Source organism: Streptomyces sp. NPDC098781, from assembly GCF_044759995.1.
Lineage (GTDB): Bacteria > Actinomycetota > Actinomycetes > Streptomycetales > Streptomycetaceae > Streptomyces.
Map to the genome: position 1 here is coordinate 654,358 of NZ_JBIWAK010000005.1, position 19,512 is coordinate 673,869.

Here is a 19,512-nt window from a genome sequence, read left to right on the forward strand (position 1 = left end):
CAAGGTGCTGGAGGATCCGTGGACCTGTCCCTGTCGACCCGTACCGTCGGCGATCGTACGGTCGTCGAGGTCGGTGGCGAAATCGACGTATATACCGCGCCCAAGTTGCGCGAGCAGCTGGTCGAGCTGGTGAACGACGGGAGTTTCCACCTCGTCGTCGACATGGAGGGCGTGGACTTCCTCGACTCCACCGGGCTCGGCGTGCTGGTCGGCGGCTTGAAGCGGGTGCGAGCCCATGAGGGCTCTCTGCGCCTGGTCTGCAACCAGGAGCGCATTCTCAAGATCTTCCGTATCACCGGCCTCACCAAGGTGTTCCCGATCCACACCTCGGTCGAGGAAGCGGTAGCGGCGACCGACTGAGCACCGGATCCGGGTCCGCCGTGCGGCGGGCCCGGGGCGGCAGAAGGTGAAAGTGAAGGGGGAGCGGGCTTTCGGCAGCCCGTTCCTCCCGAAGGCACGCCCGAAGTTCCGAGGGGGATGCATGGCCACCGTTGAACTCCGTTTCAGCGCGCTGCCCGAGCACGTCAGGACCGCCCGACTGGTGGCGGCAGCGGTGGCGCGCAGGGCCGGAGTGGACGAGGCCGTCCTGGACGAGGTCAGGCTCGCCGTGGGCGAGGCCTGCTCCCGGGCCGTCGGACTGCATCAGAGCGTCGGCATCACGGCGCCGGTGAAGGTGGCGCTGATCGAGGAGGAGAAACAGTTCTCCATCGAGGTCGGCGACGAGGCACCGCGCTCCGCTCCCGGCGAGCGGGCCCCCGGTGCCGCGGGCGACGACGGCGAGGTCGAGGCCGAAGAGGACGAGATGGGCCTCGCGGTCATCAGCGGTCTTGTCGACGACGTGGAGGTCTCCGCAGGAGAGCATGGTGGGCTGATCCGTATGACCTGGCCGACCACACCGCCGGCCGTGGTGCTCTCCTGAACGACGCTCCGCCGAACGACCTCATCGCGAAAGGGCCCTGCTGAGCAGGGCCCTTTCGCGTTCGCGGCAGCGGCTTCGGTGAATTCGTGAAGGAATTCACGATCAATCTCCCGATAATTTGATCAAGCTTCAATGCTCACGTCTGCCCACGTCAATGGTTTTAGGGCATTAGCACTTTCGAGTTCGGTGGCGTGACGTCGATCATTTGCTGAACGGCATGTGAAGGCCAATTCCGCTTACCGCCATCTGTTTTGATCAGGTTCCGGTACCTAGAATCCGTCCACATCTTGAGCTCAGCCCAAGCGTCAAGGAGGACGAATGGCGGGGCTTTCTACCCCTCATCAGCTGGACCACCCCTCAACCCTCGCAGCCGCGGTACTGACCGACGACAACCGGATCATCGTGACGGTCATCGGGGTCGTCGCCCTGGCCGCCCTAGTGGTCGCCGGTGTCCTGGTACGCCAGGTGCTGGCGGCCGGCGAGGGCACCGACAGCATGAAGAAGATCGCGGCAGCGGTCCAGGAAGGCGCCAACGCCTATCTGGCCCGGCAACTGCGCACGCTCGGCGTATTCGCCGTCGTCGTGTTCTTCCTGCTCATGCTGCTGCCCGCGGACGACTGGAATCAGCGCATCGGCCGATCGGTGTTCTTCCTGATCGGTGCGGCGTTCTCGGCGGCCACCGGCTATATCGGCATGTGGCTCGCCGTACGCACCAATGTCCGCGTCGCAGCGGCCGCACGGGAAGCGACCCCGGCGGAAGGTGAACCGGAAAAGGATCTCACCACCGTCTCGCACAAAGCCATGAAGATCGCTTTCCGCACGGGCGGCGTCGTCGGCATGTTCACGGTGGGGCTCGGTCTGCTGGGCGCCTCCTGTGTGGTGCTGGTCTACGCGGCCGACGCGCCGAAGGTGCTCGAAGGATTCGGTCTCGGTGCCGCGCTGATCGCGATGTTCATGCGTGTCGGTGGCGGCATCTTCACCAAGGCCGCCGACGTCGGCGCCGACCTGGTCGGAAAGGTCGAACAGGGCATTCCGGAGGACGACCCGCGCAATGCCGCGACCATCGCCGACAACGTGGGCGACAACGTCGGCGACTGCGCGGGCATGGCGGCCGACCTGTTCGAGTCGTATGCGGTGACCCTGGTCGCCGCACTGATCCTCGGCAAGGCGGCGTTCGGTGACTCCGGGCTCGCCTTCCCGCTGATCGTGCCCGCGATCGGCGTGATCACCGCGATGATCGGCATCTTCGCCGTGGCGCCGCGGCGCACCGACCGCAGCGGCATGACCGCGATCAACCGCGGGTTCTTCATCTCCGCGGCGATCTCGCTCGCGCTCGTGGCGGCGGCCGTCTTCATCTACCTGCCGTCGTCGTACGCGGACCTCGACGGCGTCGGCGACGCGGCCATCGCGGCCAAGGACGGCGACCCGCGGATCCTCGCGCTCGTCGCGGTCGGCATCGGCATCCTGCTCGCCGCTGTCATCCAGCAGCTGACCGGCTACTTCACCGAGACCAACCGGCGTCCCGTCCAGGACATCGGCAAGACCTCGCTGACCGGTCCCGCGACCGTCGTCCTCGCCGGTATCTCCATCGGCCTGGAGTCGGCCGTCTACACCGCCCTGCTGATCGGTCTCAGCGTCTACGGCGCGTTCCTGCTCGGCGGTACGTCGATCATGCTGGCGCTGTTCGCGGTGGCGCTGGCCGGCACCGGTCTGCTCACCACGGTCGGTGTGATCGTCGCCATGGACACCTTCGGTCCGGTCTCCGACAACGCGCAGGGCATCGCCGAGATGTCCGGCGACGTCGAGGGCGCCGGCGCCCAGGTGCTCACCAACCTGGACGCGGTCGGCAACACCACCAAGGCCATCACCAAGGGCATCGCCATCGCCACCGCCGTCCTGGCCGCGGCGGCGCTCTTCGGGTCGTATCGCGACGCCATCACCACCGGCGCGCGGGACGTGGGCGAGAAGCTCAGCGGCGAAGGCGCGCCGATGAACCTGATGATGGACATCTCGCAGCCCAACAACCTGGTCGGTCTGATCGCGGGCGCGGCGGTCGTGTTCCTCTTCTCGGGGCTCGCCATCAACGCGGTGTCGCGGTCGGCGGGTGCCGTGGTCTACGAGGTGCGGCGGCAGTTCCGTGAGCGGCCCGGGATCATGGACTACACGGAGAAGCCGGAGTACGGCAAGGTCGTCGACATCTGCACCCGGGACGCCCTGCGCGAGCTCACCACACCCGGTCTGCTCGCCGTGATGGCGCCCATCTTCATCGGGTTCACGCTCGGCGTCGGCGCCCTCGGCGCGTATCTCGCGGGTGCGATCGGTACGGGCACCCTCATGGCGGTGTTCCTCGCCAACTCCGGTGGTGCCTGGGACAACGCCAAGAAGCTTGTCGAGGACGGCCACCACGGCGGCAAGGGCAGTGAGGCCCACGCCGCGACGGTGATCGGCGACACGGTCGGTGATCCCTTCAAGGACACCGCCGGGCCGGCGATCAACCCGCTGCTGAAGGTGATGAACCTCGTCGCGCTGCTCATCGCGCCCGCGGTCATCCAGTTCAGCTACGGCGAGGACAAGAACGTCGGCGTACGGGTCCTGATCGCCGTCGCCTCGCTCCTGGTGATCGTCGGCGCGGTCTATGTCTCCAAGCGGCGCGGTATCGCCGTGGGTGACGAAGACAACGCCGAGCGGGTCGCCAAGCCGGCCGATCCGGCGGTGGTTTCGTAGGCGGTCTTACGACGGCCCAGTTCAAGAGGCGGGCGGGCGGCGCGCGTTGGTGCGCCGCCCGCCCGCCTTGTGCCAGTTCACGCCCAGCCGTGACCCTTCTCTCACATGGTGCAAAGAGTCAGACAATGCCATGAATGCCGCATTCGGCGCACAGCTGTTCGGCGCCCGGCGTGTAAGGTCCGGTGGCCGAGAGCCACGGAAGGGACCGAACCGGTGAACAAGAAGCTCACGGCCGCACTGTCCGGCGGTGCGGTACTGGTGCTGGCGCTGACGGGATGCACGAGCGACGAGGGCAACAAGGAACTCGACGCCTGGGCCAAGAAGGTCTGCGACGCTGTGCCGGCGCAGAACGCGAAGATCTCGGCAGCCTATGTCGCGATCACCAAGGCGGCCAAGGACACCACCAGCACGCCCAAGGAGCTCCAGGAGGCCGACTCCAAGGCCTTCCAGGACCTCGCCGACGGCTACAAGGCGCGCGCGACCCTCATCAGCGGCGCCGGGGCGCCTCCGGGAGTCGAGGACGGCGCGGCGGTCCAGAAGGACGTCGTCAAGAAGCTCACCGCCCTCTCGGCCGCCTATGCCGACCTGAAGAAGCAGGTCGATGGGCTGGAGACGAAGAGCCAGGCGAAGTTCGCGTCCGGTCTGAAGGACGTCTCGGCCGAGATGAAGCAGGTGGAGACCCAGCGCCAGAGCGCGGTCGCGGCCCTGAAGAAGCTGGAGTCCGGCGACACCAAGAAGGCGCTGACCTCGCAGGAGGGCTGCAAGCAGGCCGCCGTGGCGTCCGGGGCGGCCACCGACAGCTGAGCCGACCGCGGCGTCCGACGGGCGCCGCTCTACGGCAGCCGGGCCGACCACGAGGGCGGGCGCGGGTCACAATGAGGGCGTGAGTGACTCCACGCTGCCTGCCCTGCCCGCTTCCGACCGCCCCGATGTGGCCACCCGGCTGCGGGAGGCCCTGCTCGGGGCCTCCTTCACCGCCGACGGGCTGCTCGAACTGCTCGGCGCGCCCGCGTACGCGGCGCTCGCGCGCAGCGAGACCGTGCCCGCGCTCCGGGCGACCCGGGGAGACACGCCCCTGGAGTCGCTCGTACGGCTGTTCCTGTTGCAGCAACCCGTGCCGCACGCGCGCGTGGCCGACGTGCTGCCCCTGGACGCCTGTCTGGAGAGCGGGTGGCTGGTCCGGGCCGGCGACGACGTGTCCGCGACCGTGGACGTACGGCCGTACGGCGGGCCCGACGGCGAGGACTGGTTCATCGTGTCCGACCTGGGATGCGCGGTCGGCGGGGCGGGCGGCATCGGCAGCAAGGACGAGGGCGTCGTCCTCGGCGTCGGCGGTGCGTCGACGACCCTCGCCGGCATCACCGTCCGTACGCCCGTCGCCGCCGCCCTGGACCTCGGCACCGGCTCCGGCATCCAGGCGCTGCACGCCGCGCAGCACGCCACGCGCGTGACCGCGACCGACCTCAACCCGCGCGCGCTGCACGTCACGGCGCTGACGCTCGCGCTGTCCGGCGCCCCGGCCGCGGACCTGCGGGAGGGCTCGCTGTTCGAGCCGATGAGGAACGGCGAGACGTACGACCTGATCGTGTCCAACCCGCCGTTCGTGATCTCGCCGGGCGCGCGGCTGACGTACCGCGACGGCGGGATGGGCGGGGACGATCTGTGCCGGTCGATCGTTCAAGGTGCGGGGGAGCGGCTGAACGAGGGCGGGTTCGCGCAGTTCCTCGCCAACTGGCAGCACGTGGAGGGGGAGGACTGGCAGGACAGGCTCAGGTCGTGGGTGCCGCGCGGGTGCGACGCGTGGATCGTGCAGCGCGAGGTTCAGGACGTCACGCAGTACGCCGAGCTGTGGCTGAGGGACGCCGGCGACCACCGGGGTGACCCGGCCGAGTACCAGGCGCGGTACGACGCGTGGCTGGACGAGTTCGAGGCGCGCAAGGTGAAGGCCGTGGGCTTCGGGTGGATCACCCTGCGCAAGACCTCGGCCGCCGTGCCCTCGATCACGGTCGAGGAGTGGCCGCACCCGGTCGAGCAGCCGCTCGGCGAGACGGTGCGGGTGCACTTCGACCGGCTCGACTACCTGCGCACCCGCGACGACGCGGCCCTGCTGGCGGACCATTTCCGGCTCGTCGCCGAGGTCGTGCAGGAGCAGGTCGGGATGCCCGGCGCCGAGGACCCGGAGCACGTGGTGCTGCGCCAGCATCGCGGTATGCGCCGGGCTGCCCAGGTGGACACGGTCGGTGCGGGATTCGCCGGCGTGTGCGACGGCTCGCTGAGCGCGGGCCGCATTCTGGACGCCATCGCCCAACTGATGCACGAGGACCCGGTGTTGCTGCGCGACCGTACGCCCGCGCAGATCCGGCTGCTGGTGGAGCAGGGGTTCATCGAACCGGCGCGGTGACCTGGCTCGACGTCCTGGCCGCGGGGAAGCGGATCGGCACATCGAACCGGCCAACCTCCACATCGGATTTCGTTGATCGACTGTGCCCCGGACCACAGACCGACAAGGCCATAAGCACAGTTCGGGCGCTAGTCGGGCACTAGTCGAAATGGGCCACAAGAACGGCCCCGAGAACGTCGCCAAGCTGTGCGGGAACGAATTCGAGTCGGTCCGGGCGCCGGGATCGGAGCGGATCGTTCATGGTCGTGTGCACGACGGGCCGGGCCTACGGATCCGAGGCGACCAGAAAAAATCCGGCGCGCTCCGAGGCGGTTGAGGCCGACGATGGGGGGAGGATCCTGTGGGGCAGCCGTGGCAGTCGTAGCGGCCGCGCCTCCGGAGTCGGAAGAGTCCACAGGAGCGTCGGCCCCTCGTTCACCTGAGGTTCGCCTGAGCGCCGTCGGCGCGTGTCAGCCTCCCGGCACCGGGACAGGCACGGACGGGAGAAAAGGGGCAAACGGAGCCATGGAAAGGGGACCGGCGATCTTCGCTGGGATCGTGTTCGCCCTGTTCGGAGCCGGGCTGCTGGTGTGGACCGCGGTCCGGGTACGGCAGCGCCAACCCGTCGCTCACGGTGTGAACCCCGTCGCATCGGCGACGTTCGCGGGCCTTGTCTCGGTGATCGCGCTGATCCTCGGCACCTGGTGCTTCACCCGCCTCTGAGAACGGCCGATGAGCTGGGCGGCCGATAATTGAGGAGCCGTCCTCCGGAAAGGCTCGAAAAGACCTGTGGCCACTCCGGGCGGCAGGAATGGCGGAAGTCGGGTTACCGTTCGAGTGGCCGTTGCGGGCTTTTCCCGTTTGACAACGGGGCGGGATGTACCGTCACACTCCGCAGCGTCACCACCACCCGACCCCGGGACCCAAGCGACCTGGGGAGGCCCCAGCGTCGACCGGAGAGAAGAGCGAAGTTGTCCCCGACCAGCGAGACCGCACAGGGCGGCCGCCGACTCGTCATCGTCGAGTCGCCTGCCAAGGCGAAGACGATCAAGGGCTACCTCGGCCCCGGATACGTAGTCGAGGCGAGCGTCGGGCACATCCGCGACCTCCCGAACGGTGCCGCGGAGGTGCCGGACAAGTACACCGGCGAGGTCCGCCGCCTCGGTGTGGATGTCGAACACGACTTCGAGCCGATCTATGTGGTCAACGCCGACAAGCGTGCCCAGGTCAAGAAGCTCAAGGACCTGCTGAAGGACTCCGACGAGCTCTTCCTGGCCACCGATGAGGACCGCGAGGGCGAGGCCATCGCCTGGCACCTCCAGGAGGTCCTCAAGCCCAAGGTCCCGGTCAAGCGGATGGTCTTCCACGAGATCACCAAGGCCGCGATCCAGGCCGCTGTCGCCAACCCACGCGAGCTGAACCAGCGGCTGGTCGACGCCCAGGAGACCCGCCGCATCCTCGACCGCCTCTACGGCTACGAGGTCTCGCCGGTGCTGTGGAAGAAGGTCATGCCGCGGCTGTCGGCGGGCCGTGTCCAGTCCGTCGCCACCCGACTCGTCGTGGAGCGGGAACGCGAGCGCATCGCGTTTCGTTCCGCCGAGTACTGGGACCTGACGGGCACCTTCGCGACCGGCCGCGCTGGGGACTCGTCGGACCCGTCGTCGCTGGTCGCCCGCCTCCAGACCGTCGACGGCAGGCGGGTCGCGCAGGGCCGTGACTTCGACTCCCTGGGACAGCTCAAGAGCGCGAACACTCTCCACCTCGACGAGGCGAACGCCCGCGCCCTCGCCGCCGCCCTGGAGCAGACGCAGTTCGCGGTCCGGTCCGTCGAGTCCAAGCCGTACCGCCGCTCGCCGTACGCCCCGTTCCGTACGACGACGATGCAGCAGGAGGCGAGCCGCAAGCTCGGCTTCGGCGCGAAGGCGACCATGCAGGTCGCCCAGAAGCTGTACGAGAACGGCTACATCACCTACATGCGTACCGACTCCACGACGCTGAGCGACACCGCCGTCGCCGCCGCTCGTGCCCAGGTCACGCATCTGTACGGCGCCGACTACCTGCCGCCCCAGCCGCGCACCTACGCCGGCAAGGTCAAGAACGCGCAGGAGGCGCACGAGGCGATCCGCCCCTCCGGCGACCGCTTCCGCACGCCTGCCGAGACCGGACTGACCGGCGACCAGTTCAAGCTCTACGAGCTGATCTGGAAGCGGACCGTCGCCTCCCAGATGAAGGACGCGACCGGGAACAGCGTGACGGTGAAGATCGGTGGCACCGCCGCCGACGGCCGCGACGTCGAGTTCAGCGCCTCCGGCAAGACGATCACCTTCCACGGCTTCCTCAAGGCCTACGTCGAGGGCGCCGACGACCCGAACGCCGAGCTGGACGACCGTGAGCGCCGGCTGCCGCAGGTCGGCGAGGGCGACCGGCTCACCGCCGAGGAGATCACGGTCGACGGGCACGCCACCAAGCCCCCGGCCCGCTACACCGAGGCCAGCCTGGTCAAGGAGCTCGAAGAGCGTGAGATCGGCCGCCCGTCGACGTACGCGTCGATCATCGGCACGATCCTGGACCGCGGCTATGTGTTCAAGAAGGGCACGGCGCTCGTCCCGTCCTTCCTGTCCTTCGCCGTGGTCAACCTCCTGGAGAAGCACTTCGGCCGGCTCGTCGACTACGACTTCACCGCCAAGATGGAGGACGACCTCGACCGCATCGCCCGCGGCGAGGCCCAGTCCGTGCCGTGGCTGAAGCGGTTCTACTTCGGTGAGGGCACGCACAACGGCAGCGCGGCCGACGCCGGCAACGGCGACGGGGACCACCTCGGCGGCCTCAAGGAGCTGGTGACCGACCTGGGCGCGATCGACGCGCGCGAGGTGTCGTCGTTCCCGGTGGGCAGCGACATCGTGCTGCGCGTGGGCCGCTACGGCCCCTACATCGAGCGCGGCGAGAAGGACACCGAGCAGCACCAGCGGGCCGACATCCCGGCCGACCTGGCGCCCGACGAGCTGTCCGTCGAGCTGGCCGAGGAGCTGCTGGCCAAGCCGAGCGGCGACTTCGAGCTGGGCACCGACCCGACGACCGGCCACGAGATCGTGGCCAAGGACGGCCGCTACGGTCCGTACGTCACCGAGGTGCTCCCCGAGGGCACCCCGAAGACCGGCAAGAACGCCGTCAAGCCGCGCACGGCCTCGCTGTTCAAGTCGATGTCGCTCGACACCGTGACGCTGGAGGACGCGCTCAAGCTGATGTCCCTGCCGCGCGTCGTCGGCACCGACGCGGACGGCGTCGAGATCACCGCGCAGAACGGGCGCTACGGGCCGTACCTGAAGAAGGGCACGGACTCGCGTTCGCTCCAGGCCGAGGAGCAGCTGTTCACGATCACGCTGGAGGAGGCGCAGGCGATCTACGCCCAGCCCAAGCAGCGTGGCCGTGCGGCCGCCAAGCCGCCGCTGAAGGAGCTCGGCACCGACCCGGTCAGCGAGAAGCCGGTCGTCGTCAAGGACGGTCGCTTCGGGCCGTACGTGACCGACGGGGAGACCAACGCGACCCTGCGCTCCGGCGACAGCGTCGAGGAGATCACTCCGGAGCGCGGCTTCGAGCTGCTCGCCGAGAAGCGTGCGAAGGGCCCCGCCAAGAAGACGGCCAAGAAGGCCCCCGCGAAGAAGACGGCCGCCAAGAAGGCCGCCCCGGCCAAGAAGACGGCCGCGAAGAAGACCGCGGCGAAGAAGACGACGACGGCTGCGAAGAAGACCACGACGAAGAAGACGGCCGCCAAGAAGGCGACGGCTTCCAACTCGTCGGCGGAGGACTGAGCAGTCCTCACCTCGGGACCAACCGGGCTCTGACGGAGGCCGGTTGGCGGCCCGGTTCTTCACCGACGGTTCGCAAAACGAACGCCTCGGCATCAGTTTGGTGTCGGGGCGGGCGTACGTTCGGGCGGGAGCGCCGGGCTGTCGGTGGGGCCCGATAGGCTGAAAGCATGACGCGAGCCGAGCAGCCAACGGCCCCCAGCACCGCCCACGACGACGCCCTCGCGGCGGACTCACGCGAGCGGGCAGTCCGCGCCCTGCTGCGCCGACCGCAGCTCAAGCGACTGTGGAGCGCACAGTTGGTGGGTGGTGTCGGCGACCTTCTCGCCCTACTGGTGCTGGTGCTGCTGGCCCTTCAGGCGGCGATCGCCGAAGGGTCGTTCGGCGGTGGCTACCGCGGTGTGGCGTTCGCAGTGGCGACCGTCTTCGGCGTGCGCATCCTGGCCACGCTGCTCTTCGGCGCCATACTCCTCGGCCCGCTGACCTCGCTGACCTCGCAGGAAGGCCCGCTCGACCGGCGCTGGACCATGGTCGGCGCGGACGGCGTGCGGGCCGCCCTGCTGATCGTCGCACCCCTGTGGATCGACTGGACGCCGGACAACGCGCTGGCGCTCCTCCTGGTGACGGTCTTCGTGACCGGCGTGGCCGAGCGTTTCTGGACGGTGTGCCGGGAGAGCGCGGCGCCCGCGCTGCTGCCGCCCCCGCCGCCTGAGGGCGCGACGGTACGACCGCTGCCGGACCACATGGACGCCCTGCGCCGCCTGTCGCTGCGCACCAGCTTCGTCGCGGTCCCGCTGGCCGCCGCGGTGCTCGTCGTCGCCGCCCTGCTCAACAACCTGCTCGGTACCGGACTCGACTGGTTCGAGCAGCACCAGGCGGCCCTCGCGTCGTATGTCGCGGCCGGTCTGTTCGCCGCGTCCCTGTCCGTGCTGACCTTCCTGGAGCTGCCCGACACGCGCACCCCGCGCGCGCGGTCCCCGCTGGAGGGGCTGCGCCGCCCGAAGACCGGCACCGGCGTCGACAAGGGCCGCACCGGCGCGATCGCCCTGCTGGTGACGGCCTGCGCGGCGGTCGCCGGCGCGGTGGCCGCGGTGGTCTCCGTGGCCGTGCTGCACGCCAAGGACCTGGGCGGCGGACCGGTCCTCTACGGCCTGCTGGTGCTCACGCTGACCGGCGGCGTCGTCGTGGGCATCCGTACGGCACCCTCCGTGCTGCCCGCCCTGTCGCGGCGTCGGCTGCTCGCGCTGGCCATCGCCTTCACCGGCATCGCCCTGCTGGCCGCGGGCCTCGTCCCGGACGTCACGACCGTCCTGCTGATCGTCGCGCTGGCCGGGATCGGCGCCGGCGTGTCCGCCAACACCGGGCACACCCTGATCGACCAGGAGGCGGAGGAGTTCCGCCGGGCACGCACGACCGAGCATCTGCACGCCGTCGTCCGGGTCTGTGTGGCGCTCGGCGCGGTGATCGCGCCGCTGGTCGCCGCGCTGATCGGGCCGCACCGGCTGGAGAGCGGCAAGTTCGTCTTCGCGCACGGCGGTGCGGCGTTCACGCTGATGCTGGTCGGCGCGCTGCTGCTGCCGGTGGCCGTCCTGGTGCTGGCCAAGGTCGACGACCGTTCCGGCGTACCGCTGCGGCAGGACCTGCGGGACGCGGTGCTCGGCGGGGACGACCCGGAGCAGGTGCCCGCGACGTCCGGTTTCTTCATCGCCCTGGAGGGCGGCGACGGCGCCGGGAAGTCCACCCAGGCCGAGGCGCTCGCCGAGTGGATCCGGGGCAAGGGCCACGAGGTCGTCGTCACGCGCGAGCCGGGGGCGACGCCGGTCGGCAAGCGGCTGCGGTCGATCCTGCTGGACGTGTCGAGCGCGGGCCTGTCGCACCGGGCCGAGGCACTGCTGTACGCGGCGGACCGCGCGGAGCACGTGGACACCGTCGTCAGGCCGGCTCTGGAGCGCGGCGCGGTGGTGATCTCCGACCGGTACGTCGACTCCTCGGTCGCCTACCAGGGCGCGGGCCGCGATCTGTCGCCGACGGAGATCGCCCGCATCAACCGCTGGGCGACGAACGGACTGGCGCCCCATCTGACCGTGCTGCTGGACGTCTCCCCGGAGATCGCCCGCGAGCGGTTCACCGAGGCGCCGGACCGGTTGGAGTCGGAGCCTGCGGAGTTCCACGCGCGCGTGCGCTCCGGCTTCCTGACGCTGGCCGCGGCCGACCCCGGGCGCTACCTGGTGGTGGACGCGGGTCAGGAGCCCGAGGCGGTGACGACGGTTGTCCGGCACCGGCTCGACCAGATGCTGCCGCTGTCCGAGGCGGAGATCCAGGCGCAGGAGGAAGCGCGCCGGAAGGCCGAGGAGGAGGCCCGCCGCAAGGCCGAGGAAGAGGCGGCCCGCAAGGCGGAGGAGGAGCGCCTGGAGCGGGAGCGCCAGGAGCAGCTCGCCCGGCTGCGCGCCGAGGAGGAGGAGCGCAAGCGCCGCGAGCTGGAGGAGGCGCAGCGGCGCGAGGCCGAACGGCAGGCGGAGGAGGCACGGCAGCGCGCCGAGGAGGCGACCCGCCGCGCCGAGGAGGAGCGTCAGCGGCTCCTCGCGGAGGAGAAGGTGCGCGCCGAGGAGGAAGCGCGCCGCAAGGCCGAGGAGGACCGGCGCCGCAAGCAGGCCGAGGAGGAGGCACGTATCCGTGCCGAGGCCGAGGCGCGTCGCCTGGAGAAGCAGCGCAAGGCGGAAGAGGCCTTGCTGCGGGCGGAGGAGGCCCGGCGCCTGGCCGAGCAGGCGGCGGCCGCGGCGGAGGCCGGCCCGAAGCCGGCGGAGCCCGAGGCCCGGACCGCCTTCCGGGACGCGCTGACGGTTCCCACGCCTGTGGTGGCGCCGGGGGACGCGCCTGGTGGGGCGTCGGACGAGACGACTGTGCTGCGGCCGGTGCGCGACGAGGAGCGTGACGACGAGCAGCGTGACGACGAGCAGGGTGGTACGCGGCCCTCCGGGGAGCGTGCTCCTGGGGAGTCGGCGTCCGAGGTGACGACGCAGCTGCCGCAGCCGCCGGCACCCGCCGGGGCGGCGGACGAGACGGCTGTGCTGCCGCCGGTGGTGCCGGGTGCGGCCGACGAGACGGCTGTCCTGCCGTCGGTTCCTCCGGGTGCCGCGGACGAGACGGCCGTACTGCCTCCCGTCCCGAGCGACGAGCCCGGGGACCGGGTTCCGCGGGGGTACTTCCGCGAAGAGGAACGTACGCGTGAGATGCCCCAGGTCGACGAGGCGGGCGCGCCGCGGCGCAGGGCGCGGTCCGACTGGGCCGAGGAGACACCGCTGGACGATCTGCCGACGCTGGCGGACGAGCTGCTGGGCCCGCACGAGGACGAGTACGACGAGGACGGGGGCCGGGGGCGTCGGCGCTGAGGTCGGCGGGGTTGCGTCGGCTGTGTGGGTGATCGGGCCCACCTGAGGGGGGCGGGGAACCGCCTGACCGGCCCCCGCCGGCCTGCGGTCACCCGACCACCAGTGCTGCCCGACCTGTTCGGCGCCCGTTGTCAGTGCCGCCCCGCACAATGGATCGTGCAGCGCGAAGTGTGACGAAAGGCGGGCGGAACCCATGACCGTGTGGGACGACCTGGTGGGGCAGGAGCGGGTCAGCGAGCAGTTGGAGGCTGCCGCTCGGGACGCCGATGCCCTCGTCACCGCCGCCGCCACGGACGCACCGCCGCCCGAGGCCTCCAAGATGACGCACGCCTGGCTGTTCACCGGACCGCCCGGAGCGGGCCGGAACCAGACGGCACGGGCCTTCGCCGCCGCGTTGCAGTGCGTCAGCCCCGACCGGGCACTCGGCGGCGCCCCCGGCTGCGGCTTCTGCGACGGATGCCATACGGCCCTCGTCGGCACGCACGCCGATGTCAACACCGTCGCCGCCGTCGGCACCCAGATCCTCGCCGACGACATGCGGGACACCGTCCGCAAGTCGTTCACCTCACCGGCCAACGGCCGCTGGCAGATCATCCTCGTCGAGGACGCCGAGCGGCTGAACGAGAAGTCGGCCAACGCCGTCCTGAAAGCCGTCGAGGAGCCCGCCCCCCGCACGGTCTGGCTGCTCTGCGCCCCCTCCATCGAGGACGTCCTGCCGACCATTCGCTCCCGCTGCCGCCACCTGAACCTGAGCACGCCCTCGGTCGACGCCATCGCCGACATGCTCGTACGCCGGGAGGGCATCGAGCCCGCGGTGGCGGCCGCCGCGGCCCGCGCCACCCAGGGCCACGTCGACCGGGCCCGTCGCCTGGCCACCGACCCGGCGGCGCGCGAGCGCAGGGCCTCCGTGCTCAAGCTGCCGCTGCGCCTCGGCGAGATCGGCGCCTGCCTCAAGGCCGCCCAGGAACTGGTGGACGCCGCCGCCGAGGACGCCAAGCAGCTCGCCGAGGAGATGGACGTCAAGGAGACCGAGGAGCTGAAGGCGGCGCTGGGCGCGGCCCAGGGCGGCAGGATGCCGCGCGGCACGGCGGGCGTGATGAAGGACCTGGAGGACAAGCAGAAGCGGCGGCGTACGCGGACGCAGCGCGACAGCCTCGACCTCGCGCTGACCGACCTGACCGCCTTCTACCGTGACGTCCTGGCCCTCCAGCTCGGCTCCCGCATCGCCCTGGCCAACACCGACGCCGAGGACGCCCTGGAGCGCCTCGCCCGCGACAGTTCCCCGGAGTCCACGCTCCGCCGCATCGAGGCCATCGCCGCCTGCCGCGAGGCGCTGGACGGCAATGTGGCGCCGCTGCTGGCGGTGGAGGCGATGACCATGGCGCTCAGAGCGGGCTGAGGCGGCCCCGAGGGAGAGAGACCGGCTGCGTGCCACGGAACCACCGCCGGACGGAACCCAACCTCCGCACGTAGCCCAGCACCCCACGGACCCGCCGCTCCCACGTCTACCGGTGATCAGCCCATCCGCAAGTGATCAACGGAGGTTGACCGTGTAACACGTACGAGCCGCAACGTGCACGCAAGGCATCCAAACGGCTGCACAGAGTTACGCTCGCCAAATGCACACCAGGCGCAGCTCCGCAGTCAGCACAGACCCGAGCCCGGGTGGTCCGGGATCACGCAACCGCCGCCGATCCCGTCGGCAGGCGGGCACGTTCGGCACTCTCCTCGCCGTCGCCGCGCTGCTCGCCTCCGCCTGCACCTCGGGCGGGTCGACGCGCTCGGGGAGCCCGGCGGCCGAGGCCGCGCTGGCCGCGTTGCCGCAGTCGACACCGGCCGCGCTGTCGCCGTACTACGGACAGAAGCTGGCCTGGCGCGACTGCGGGGTGCCCGGCTTCCAGTGCGCCACGATGCGGGCCCCGCTCGACTACGAGAAGCCGGAGGCGGGGGACACCCGGCTCGCCGTGGCCCGCAAGAAGGCGACGGGACCCGGTGCGCGGCTGGGATCGCTGCTCGTGAATCCGGGCGGGCCGGGCGGCTCGGCGATCGGATATCTCCAGCAGTACGCGGGGATCGGCTACCCGGCCGAGGTGCGAGCCCGCTACGACATGGTGGCGGTCGACCCGCGGGGAGTGGCCCGCAGCGAGCCGGTGGAATGCCTCGACGGCAAGCAGATGGACGCCTACACACAGACCGACTTCACGCCGGACGACGAGAAGGAGACCGGCGAACTCGTCGAGGCGTACAAGGGGTTCGCGGAGGGCTGCGGAGCGGACGCGCCCGGCCTGCTCCGGCATCTCTCCACCGCCGAGGCGGCCCGTGACATGGACATCCTGCGGGCGGCGCTCGGGGACGACAAGCTCGCGTACGTCGGGGCGTCGTACGGCACCTTCCTCGGGGCGACGTACGCCGGGCTCTTCCCGGACCGGGTGGGCCGGCTCGTCCTGGACGGCGCGATGGACCCGTCCCTGCCCGCCCGCCGGATGAACCTCGACCAGACGGCGGGCTTCGAGACGGCGTTCCAGGCGTTCGCGAGGGACTGCGTACGGCGGCGGGACTGCCCGCTGGGCACCAAGGCGAACGAGGTCGGCCGCAACCTCAAGGCCTTCTTCGAGAAGCTCGACGCACAGCCCGTCCCGGCCGGCGACCCGGACGGCCGTGAGCTGGGCGAAGCCCTCGCCACCACCGGTGTGATCGCGGCGATGTACGACGAGGGCGCCTGGGCGCAGCTGCGTGACGGGCTGTCCTCGGCGATGCAGGAGAACGACGGGTCGGGTCTCCTCGTCCTCTCCGACAGCTACTACGAGCGCGACGGCGACGGCCGCTATTCGAACCTGATGTTCGCCAACGCCGCCGTGAACTGCGTGGACCTTCCGGCGGCCTTCTCGACTCCCGAGGAGGTCCGCAGGGCACTCCCCGCCTTCGAGAAGGCGTCCCCGGTCTTCGGCGAGGGCCTCGCCTGGGCCACCTTGAACTGCGCGTACTGGCCGGTCGCCGCCACCGGTGAGCCGCAGCGCATCGAGGCGAAGGGCGCGGCCCCGATCGTCGTGGTCGGCACCACCCGCGACCCGGCGACTCCCTACCGCTGGGCCCGGGCCCTCTCCCGCCAGCTCTCCTCGTCCCGCCTCCTCACCTACGACGGCGACGGCCACACGGCGTACGGTCGGGGCAGCACGTGCATCGACGACTCGATCAACGCCTACCTCGTCCGGGGGACGCCCCCGACCCGGGACAAGCGCTGCGCATAGCCACCCCCGCCGCCCCGGAATCAGGCCCTCCGGGGCGGCCGAGGGCCGCACGGGGGCTGGTGCGGAGCACCCTCAGAAACTGTGTAGACTTACCGACGTTGCTGATCGCACCATAGTGCGGACAGCGCGCCGCCTTAGCTCAGATGGCCAGAGCAACGCACTCGTAATGCGTAGGTCTCGGGTTCGAATCCCGAAGGCGGCTCATCCTAAGCCCAGCTCAGACAGTGTCTGAGCTGGGCTTTTTCGTTCAGCGGATGCGGCGACGGCGCCGTGCGCGGGCCGTTCGGCTGTCCTCGGTCTCAGTTCTGGTCTCCGTCGTGGGTCCCGAGCGGGGCATGGAGGCGTCTCCCATGCGGCGCATCGCGTCCTTGGAGAGGTGGGAGCTGCCCTTCACGTACCGGCGGGTCTGGCTGATCTGGGTGTGCCGGAGGATCTCCATGATGGTCGGCATGTCCACCCCGAGTTCGTTGAGGATCGTGCCGGCGGTGTGACGGCTGCCGTCGTACAGGCGGCGGTCGTCGATGCCCGCTTCCGCCAAAAGCTCCTTGAACTCCTCCCAGTCCTGCCGGGGGTCGAGCGGGCGACCGTCCGGGCGGCAGAAGACGACGTTGTGGTCGAGCCACGCGTCGCTGGCTTCTGCCCGCATCGCTTCCTGTTCCTCCTTGTGCGCCCGGAGGTAGGGGATGAACGGCGGCGGGATCGGGACCGGTTCCGTGCTCTTCTTCGTCTTGGGGCGGGTGAAGACCAGTCCGCCTCCCTTCCGCTCCGGACACGTGCTCGCGTGCCTGGTGCACTTCGGTGGGTAGGGCTTGGGGCATCCGCGCCTGTAGTTCTTGTGGGTCGTGCAGTCCGGGGCGCAGGGCGCGAATCGGTGAAGGCACTCTCCGCAGGCGTGCGGGTCCTTGCCGCATTGGCGCCAAGTGAGGCGCTAAAGCTGCCACTTGGGGTGGAGGAGCCCGTTGTCCAGGTCGACGTACGGCCAGCGGAAACCCAGCGACTAACGCGAGCTGAGCCGACGGCGAGCCGCGCATGAAGCATCTCGTTCTCGGGTGGTGCGTGCCAGCTTGCCGAGGACAGATTGCGCGCGTTCCGCAAGTGATCGCATCCGGTGAAATCACGGATACCAAGGGCACGCTTGCGGCATCATGAGAGCCCACTGGAGTGTTCCGAGGGGGGCAGGCTCATGCAGATTTTCATCAGTTGGTCGGGCGAAGCGGCGAAGCAGTGCGCGGAAGCGCTCCGGGACTGGCTGCCGTACATGAATCAATCAATCTCTCCATTCGTGTCATCTCAGGATATCGAGAAAGGAGAGCGGGGACTTGCCAAAATTGCGGGCGAGCTTCAAGCGTGCTCGTTCGGCATTGTTTGTGTGACCCGCGAGAATCAATATGCTCCGTGGATTAATTTTGAATCAGGAGCCCTGTCGCGCGAGCTGGGGGAAAGTTCCTTGATTCCCTTCCTTGTAGACATGCAAGTAAAGGATCTGTCCCGTGGACCTCTTACCCAATTCCAGGCGACTGACAGTTCGCATAAGGAAGACGTGTGGGCGATGATTAAGTCAATTAACGGAAAATGTGAACCGCAGGTCGAATCGGAAAGACTGCGAACGATGTTCGATAGATTCTGGGATGACTTGGCGACATCGCTTGCCTCGATTCGGGACGCGAATCCGGCTGCGGACGCTCCGCAACGCGAGGTTTCCGATATTCTTGACGAACTGGTCAAGTTGGCACGCGAACAACATGCACGGATTGCCTCTCTGGAAAAGTCGATCGGAAGCGTTGGGGTAACGAACAACACATCCCACTATACGATTAACGAGCCCAAGGAGGTGCGGATCGCCAGTGATGCAGACGATTCAGCGGCAATCGTTGCCCGAAGGGAAAGAGCCAAGCGTGCGGGGATTATGGTCCGAGAGCTGATCGGTGGACGCTCATACGTCACAAAATCCGTGATTGTTGGTGGCGGGCATGTAAATTTGACATGCACCGAAGATGGGCTTCTCAGGGCGCGCCAGGTAAGTAACGAACTGTCAACTCTGGCGGTAGATTACATGGTTGGCATCACAATTTTGGGGCCGGGCGGCGTGGAGGAAGCTTCTTACCCACCTTTCTAGCCGCCGCTCAGATTACTTCAGGTTGTCACGATGAGTCGCTTACTTACTACCTTTCGTTCACGACGAGGGTGGGTGCTCCTTTCTGTACACTTCTCATTCTCGTTCGCCGCGTTGGCAGGAATCGTTCAATTAATCCTGGCCGTTCGGCCAACTGCTGCGCTGCAGGGTGGGAGAACAATAGTCTGGCTGGTCGTCCTCTCTTGCCTATGGGCAGTAATAAGGTCAACCCCTCGCGAATCAGTCGGTCGAGATTTCAAGCAGCCCGACTTTTCCGTCATCGTGAAAGTGGGAGATCTGTTTGCCGAGCAGTCTAACCTGATAATCGGCTTCACGGATGTCTTCGATACCTCAACTGAAGATGCGGACGTCATCTCTCCCAGAAGCGTTCAGGCTCAGTTTCTCGAAAAAGCTTTTCACGGGGACGCTTCAGCTCTTGACGAGGCCCTAAGGGCAGCGCTGAGGGGCTCGCCCGTACTTGAGTCGGAAACCGAAGCTAGTAAACCGAGGGGTAAGCGCGACCGTTATCCACTGGGGACAGTTGCTGTTATCGCCAGAGGGGAATTTAAATACTACGGTGTTGCGTACTCGCGCATGAGTAATGATCTAGTTGCTCAATCGAGTGTTGATTACCTCTGGCGAAGCCTCGAAAATGTCTGGTCGATACTTTCCTCAAGTGGCCATTTGGAACCTGTGGCGATTCCCGTCCTGGGCTCGGATCTTGCGCGAGTGGGAAGTCTCGGACGCGAGAGTCTGATTAAGATGATCGTACTTTCGTTCGTAGCCAGGTCACGAGTTTCCTTGGTTTCGAGAAAGATAACTGTAGTTGTTCACCCCTCTGGCGCCGACGAAGTGGACTTCAATGAAGTCCAGGCATTTCTTAACTCGCTGTAATCATGAATATAGGGACGCAGGATGCTGTACCCCCTGCGG

General features: G+C 68.8%; 12 protein-coding genes, 1 tRNA gene and 1 pseudogene. 13 read left to right on the forward strand and 1 reads right to left on the reverse strand.

Going from position 1 to position 19,512, the window contains the following annotated elements; genetic code table 11:
- The first annotated feature begins 18 nt into the window (after positions 1-18).
- The 11 genes from bldG (at position 19) to ACIQWG_RS23890 (ending at position 16,668) form a co-directional block, all read left to right on the forward strand.
- Positions 19-360, forward strand: coding sequence for an anti-sigma factor antagonist BldG (bldG, locus tag ACIQWG_RS23840; RefSeq protein ID WP_003975386.1), 342 nt, complete (start codon positions 19-21; stop codon positions 358-360).
- Positions 361-481: 121 nt separating this feature from the next.
- Positions 482-919 (forward strand): ATP-binding protein, encoded by a 438-nt coding sequence (locus ACIQWG_RS23845; protein ID WP_404099125.1) that lies wholly within the window; start codon positions 482-484, stop codon positions 917-919.
- Between the two features lie 318 nt (positions 920-1,237).
- Entirely contained in the window at positions 1,238-3,643 is a 2,406-nt protein-coding gene (locus ACIQWG_RS23850) for a sodium-translocating pyrophosphatase (RefSeq protein ID WP_404099128.1), read from the forward strand.
- 213 nt (positions 3,644-3,856) lie between these two features.
- Entirely contained in the window at positions 3,857-4,447 is a 591-nt protein-coding gene (locus ACIQWG_RS23855; protein ID WP_404099131.1) for a small secreted protein, read from the forward strand.
- A gap of 79 nt (positions 4,448-4,526) precedes the next feature.
- The gene (locus ACIQWG_RS23860) at positions 4,527-6,044 is read left to right on the forward strand and encodes a methyltransferase (protein ID WP_404099133.1); all 1,518 of its coding nucleotides are present in this window, start codon (positions 4,527-4,529) and stop codon (positions 6,042-6,044) included.
- 504 nt (positions 6,045-6,548) lie between these two features.
- Positions 6,549-6,746, forward strand: coding sequence for a hypothetical protein (locus ACIQWG_RS23865; protein WP_404099136.1), 198 nt, complete (start codon positions 6,549-6,551; stop codon positions 6,744-6,746).
- A gap of 248 nt (positions 6,747-6,994) precedes the next feature.
- The gene (topA, locus tag ACIQWG_RS23870) at positions 6,995-9,832 is read left to right on the forward strand and encodes a type I DNA topoisomerase (protein WP_404099138.1); all 2,838 of its coding nucleotides are present in this window, start codon (positions 6,995-6,997) and stop codon (positions 9,830-9,832) included.
- Between the two features lie 167 nt (positions 9,833-9,999).
- Positions 10,000-13,218, forward strand: a complete 3,219-nt coding sequence (tmk, locus tag ACIQWG_RS23875) for a dTMP kinase (RefSeq protein ID WP_404099142.1) — start codon at positions 10,000-10,002, stop codon at positions 13,216-13,218.
- 193 nt (positions 13,219-13,411) lie between these two features.
- Entirely contained in the window at positions 13,412-14,617 is a 1,206-nt protein-coding gene (locus ACIQWG_RS23880) for a DNA polymerase III subunit delta' (protein ID WP_404099145.1), read from the forward strand.
- A gap of 220 nt (positions 14,618-14,837) precedes the next feature.
- Complete coding sequence (locus tag ACIQWG_RS23885) at positions 14,838-16,466, forward strand: alpha/beta hydrolase (RefSeq protein WP_404099148.1); 1,629 nt, start codon at positions 14,838-14,840, stop codon at positions 16,464-16,466.
- Between the two features lie 128 nt (positions 16,467-16,594).
- A tRNA-Thr gene (locus tag ACIQWG_RS23890) sits at positions 16,595-16,668 on the forward strand.
- A 45-nt stretch (positions 16,669-16,713) separates the two neighbouring features.
- Here the strand turns inward: ACIQWG_RS23890 and ACIQWG_RS23895 are convergent.
- A pseudogene (locus tag ACIQWG_RS23895) lies at positions 16,714-17,463 on the reverse strand (tyrosine-type recombinase/integrase); the annotation flags it as partial.
- A gap of 186 nt (positions 17,464-17,649) precedes the next feature.
- Here ACIQWG_RS23895 and ACIQWG_RS23900 point away from each other — a divergent pair.
- Both ACIQWG_RS23900 and ACIQWG_RS23905 read left to right on the forward strand, forming a co-directional pair.
- The gene (locus tag ACIQWG_RS23900; protein ID WP_404099151.1) at positions 17,650-18,582 is read left to right on the forward strand and encodes a toll/interleukin-1 receptor domain-containing protein; all 933 of its coding nucleotides are present in this window, start codon (positions 17,650-17,652) and stop codon (positions 18,580-18,582) included.
- Between the two features lie 72 nt (positions 18,583-18,654).
- Positions 18,655-19,473: a macro domain-containing protein gene (locus ACIQWG_RS23905; protein ID WP_404099154.1), complete on the forward strand. Its 819-nt coding sequence runs from the start codon at positions 18,655-18,657 to the stop codon at positions 19,471-19,473.
- The last annotated feature ends 39 nt before the right edge of the window (positions 19,474-19,512 follow it).

Coding starts and splice junctions, on each gene's coding strand:
- ACIQWG_RS23845 (WP_404099125.1), top strand. CDS start 482: ATGGCCACCGTTGAACTCCGTTTCAGCGCGCTGCCCGAGCACGTCAGG.
- ACIQWG_RS23850 (WP_404099128.1), top strand. CDS start 1,238: ATGGCGGGGCTTTCTACCCCTCATCAGCTGGACCACCCCTCAACCCTC.
- ACIQWG_RS23865 (WP_404099136.1), top strand. CDS start 6,549: ATGGAAAGGGGACCGGCGATCTTCGCTGGGATCGTGTTCGCCCTGTTC.
- tmk (WP_404099142.1), top strand. CDS start 10,000: ATGACGCGAGCCGAGCAGCCAACGGCCCCCAGCACCGCCCACGACGAC.
- ACIQWG_RS23880 (WP_404099145.1), top strand. CDS start 13,412: ATGACCGTGTGGGACGACCTGGTGGGGCAGGAGCGGGTCAGCGAGCAG.
- ACIQWG_RS23885 (WP_404099148.1), top strand. CDS start 14,838: ATGCACACCAGGCGCAGCTCCGCAGTCAGCACAGACCCGAGCCCGGGT.
- ACIQWG_RS23900 (WP_404099151.1), top strand. CDS start 17,650: ATGCAGATTTTCATCAGTTGGTCGGGCGAAGCGGCGAAGCAGTGCGCG.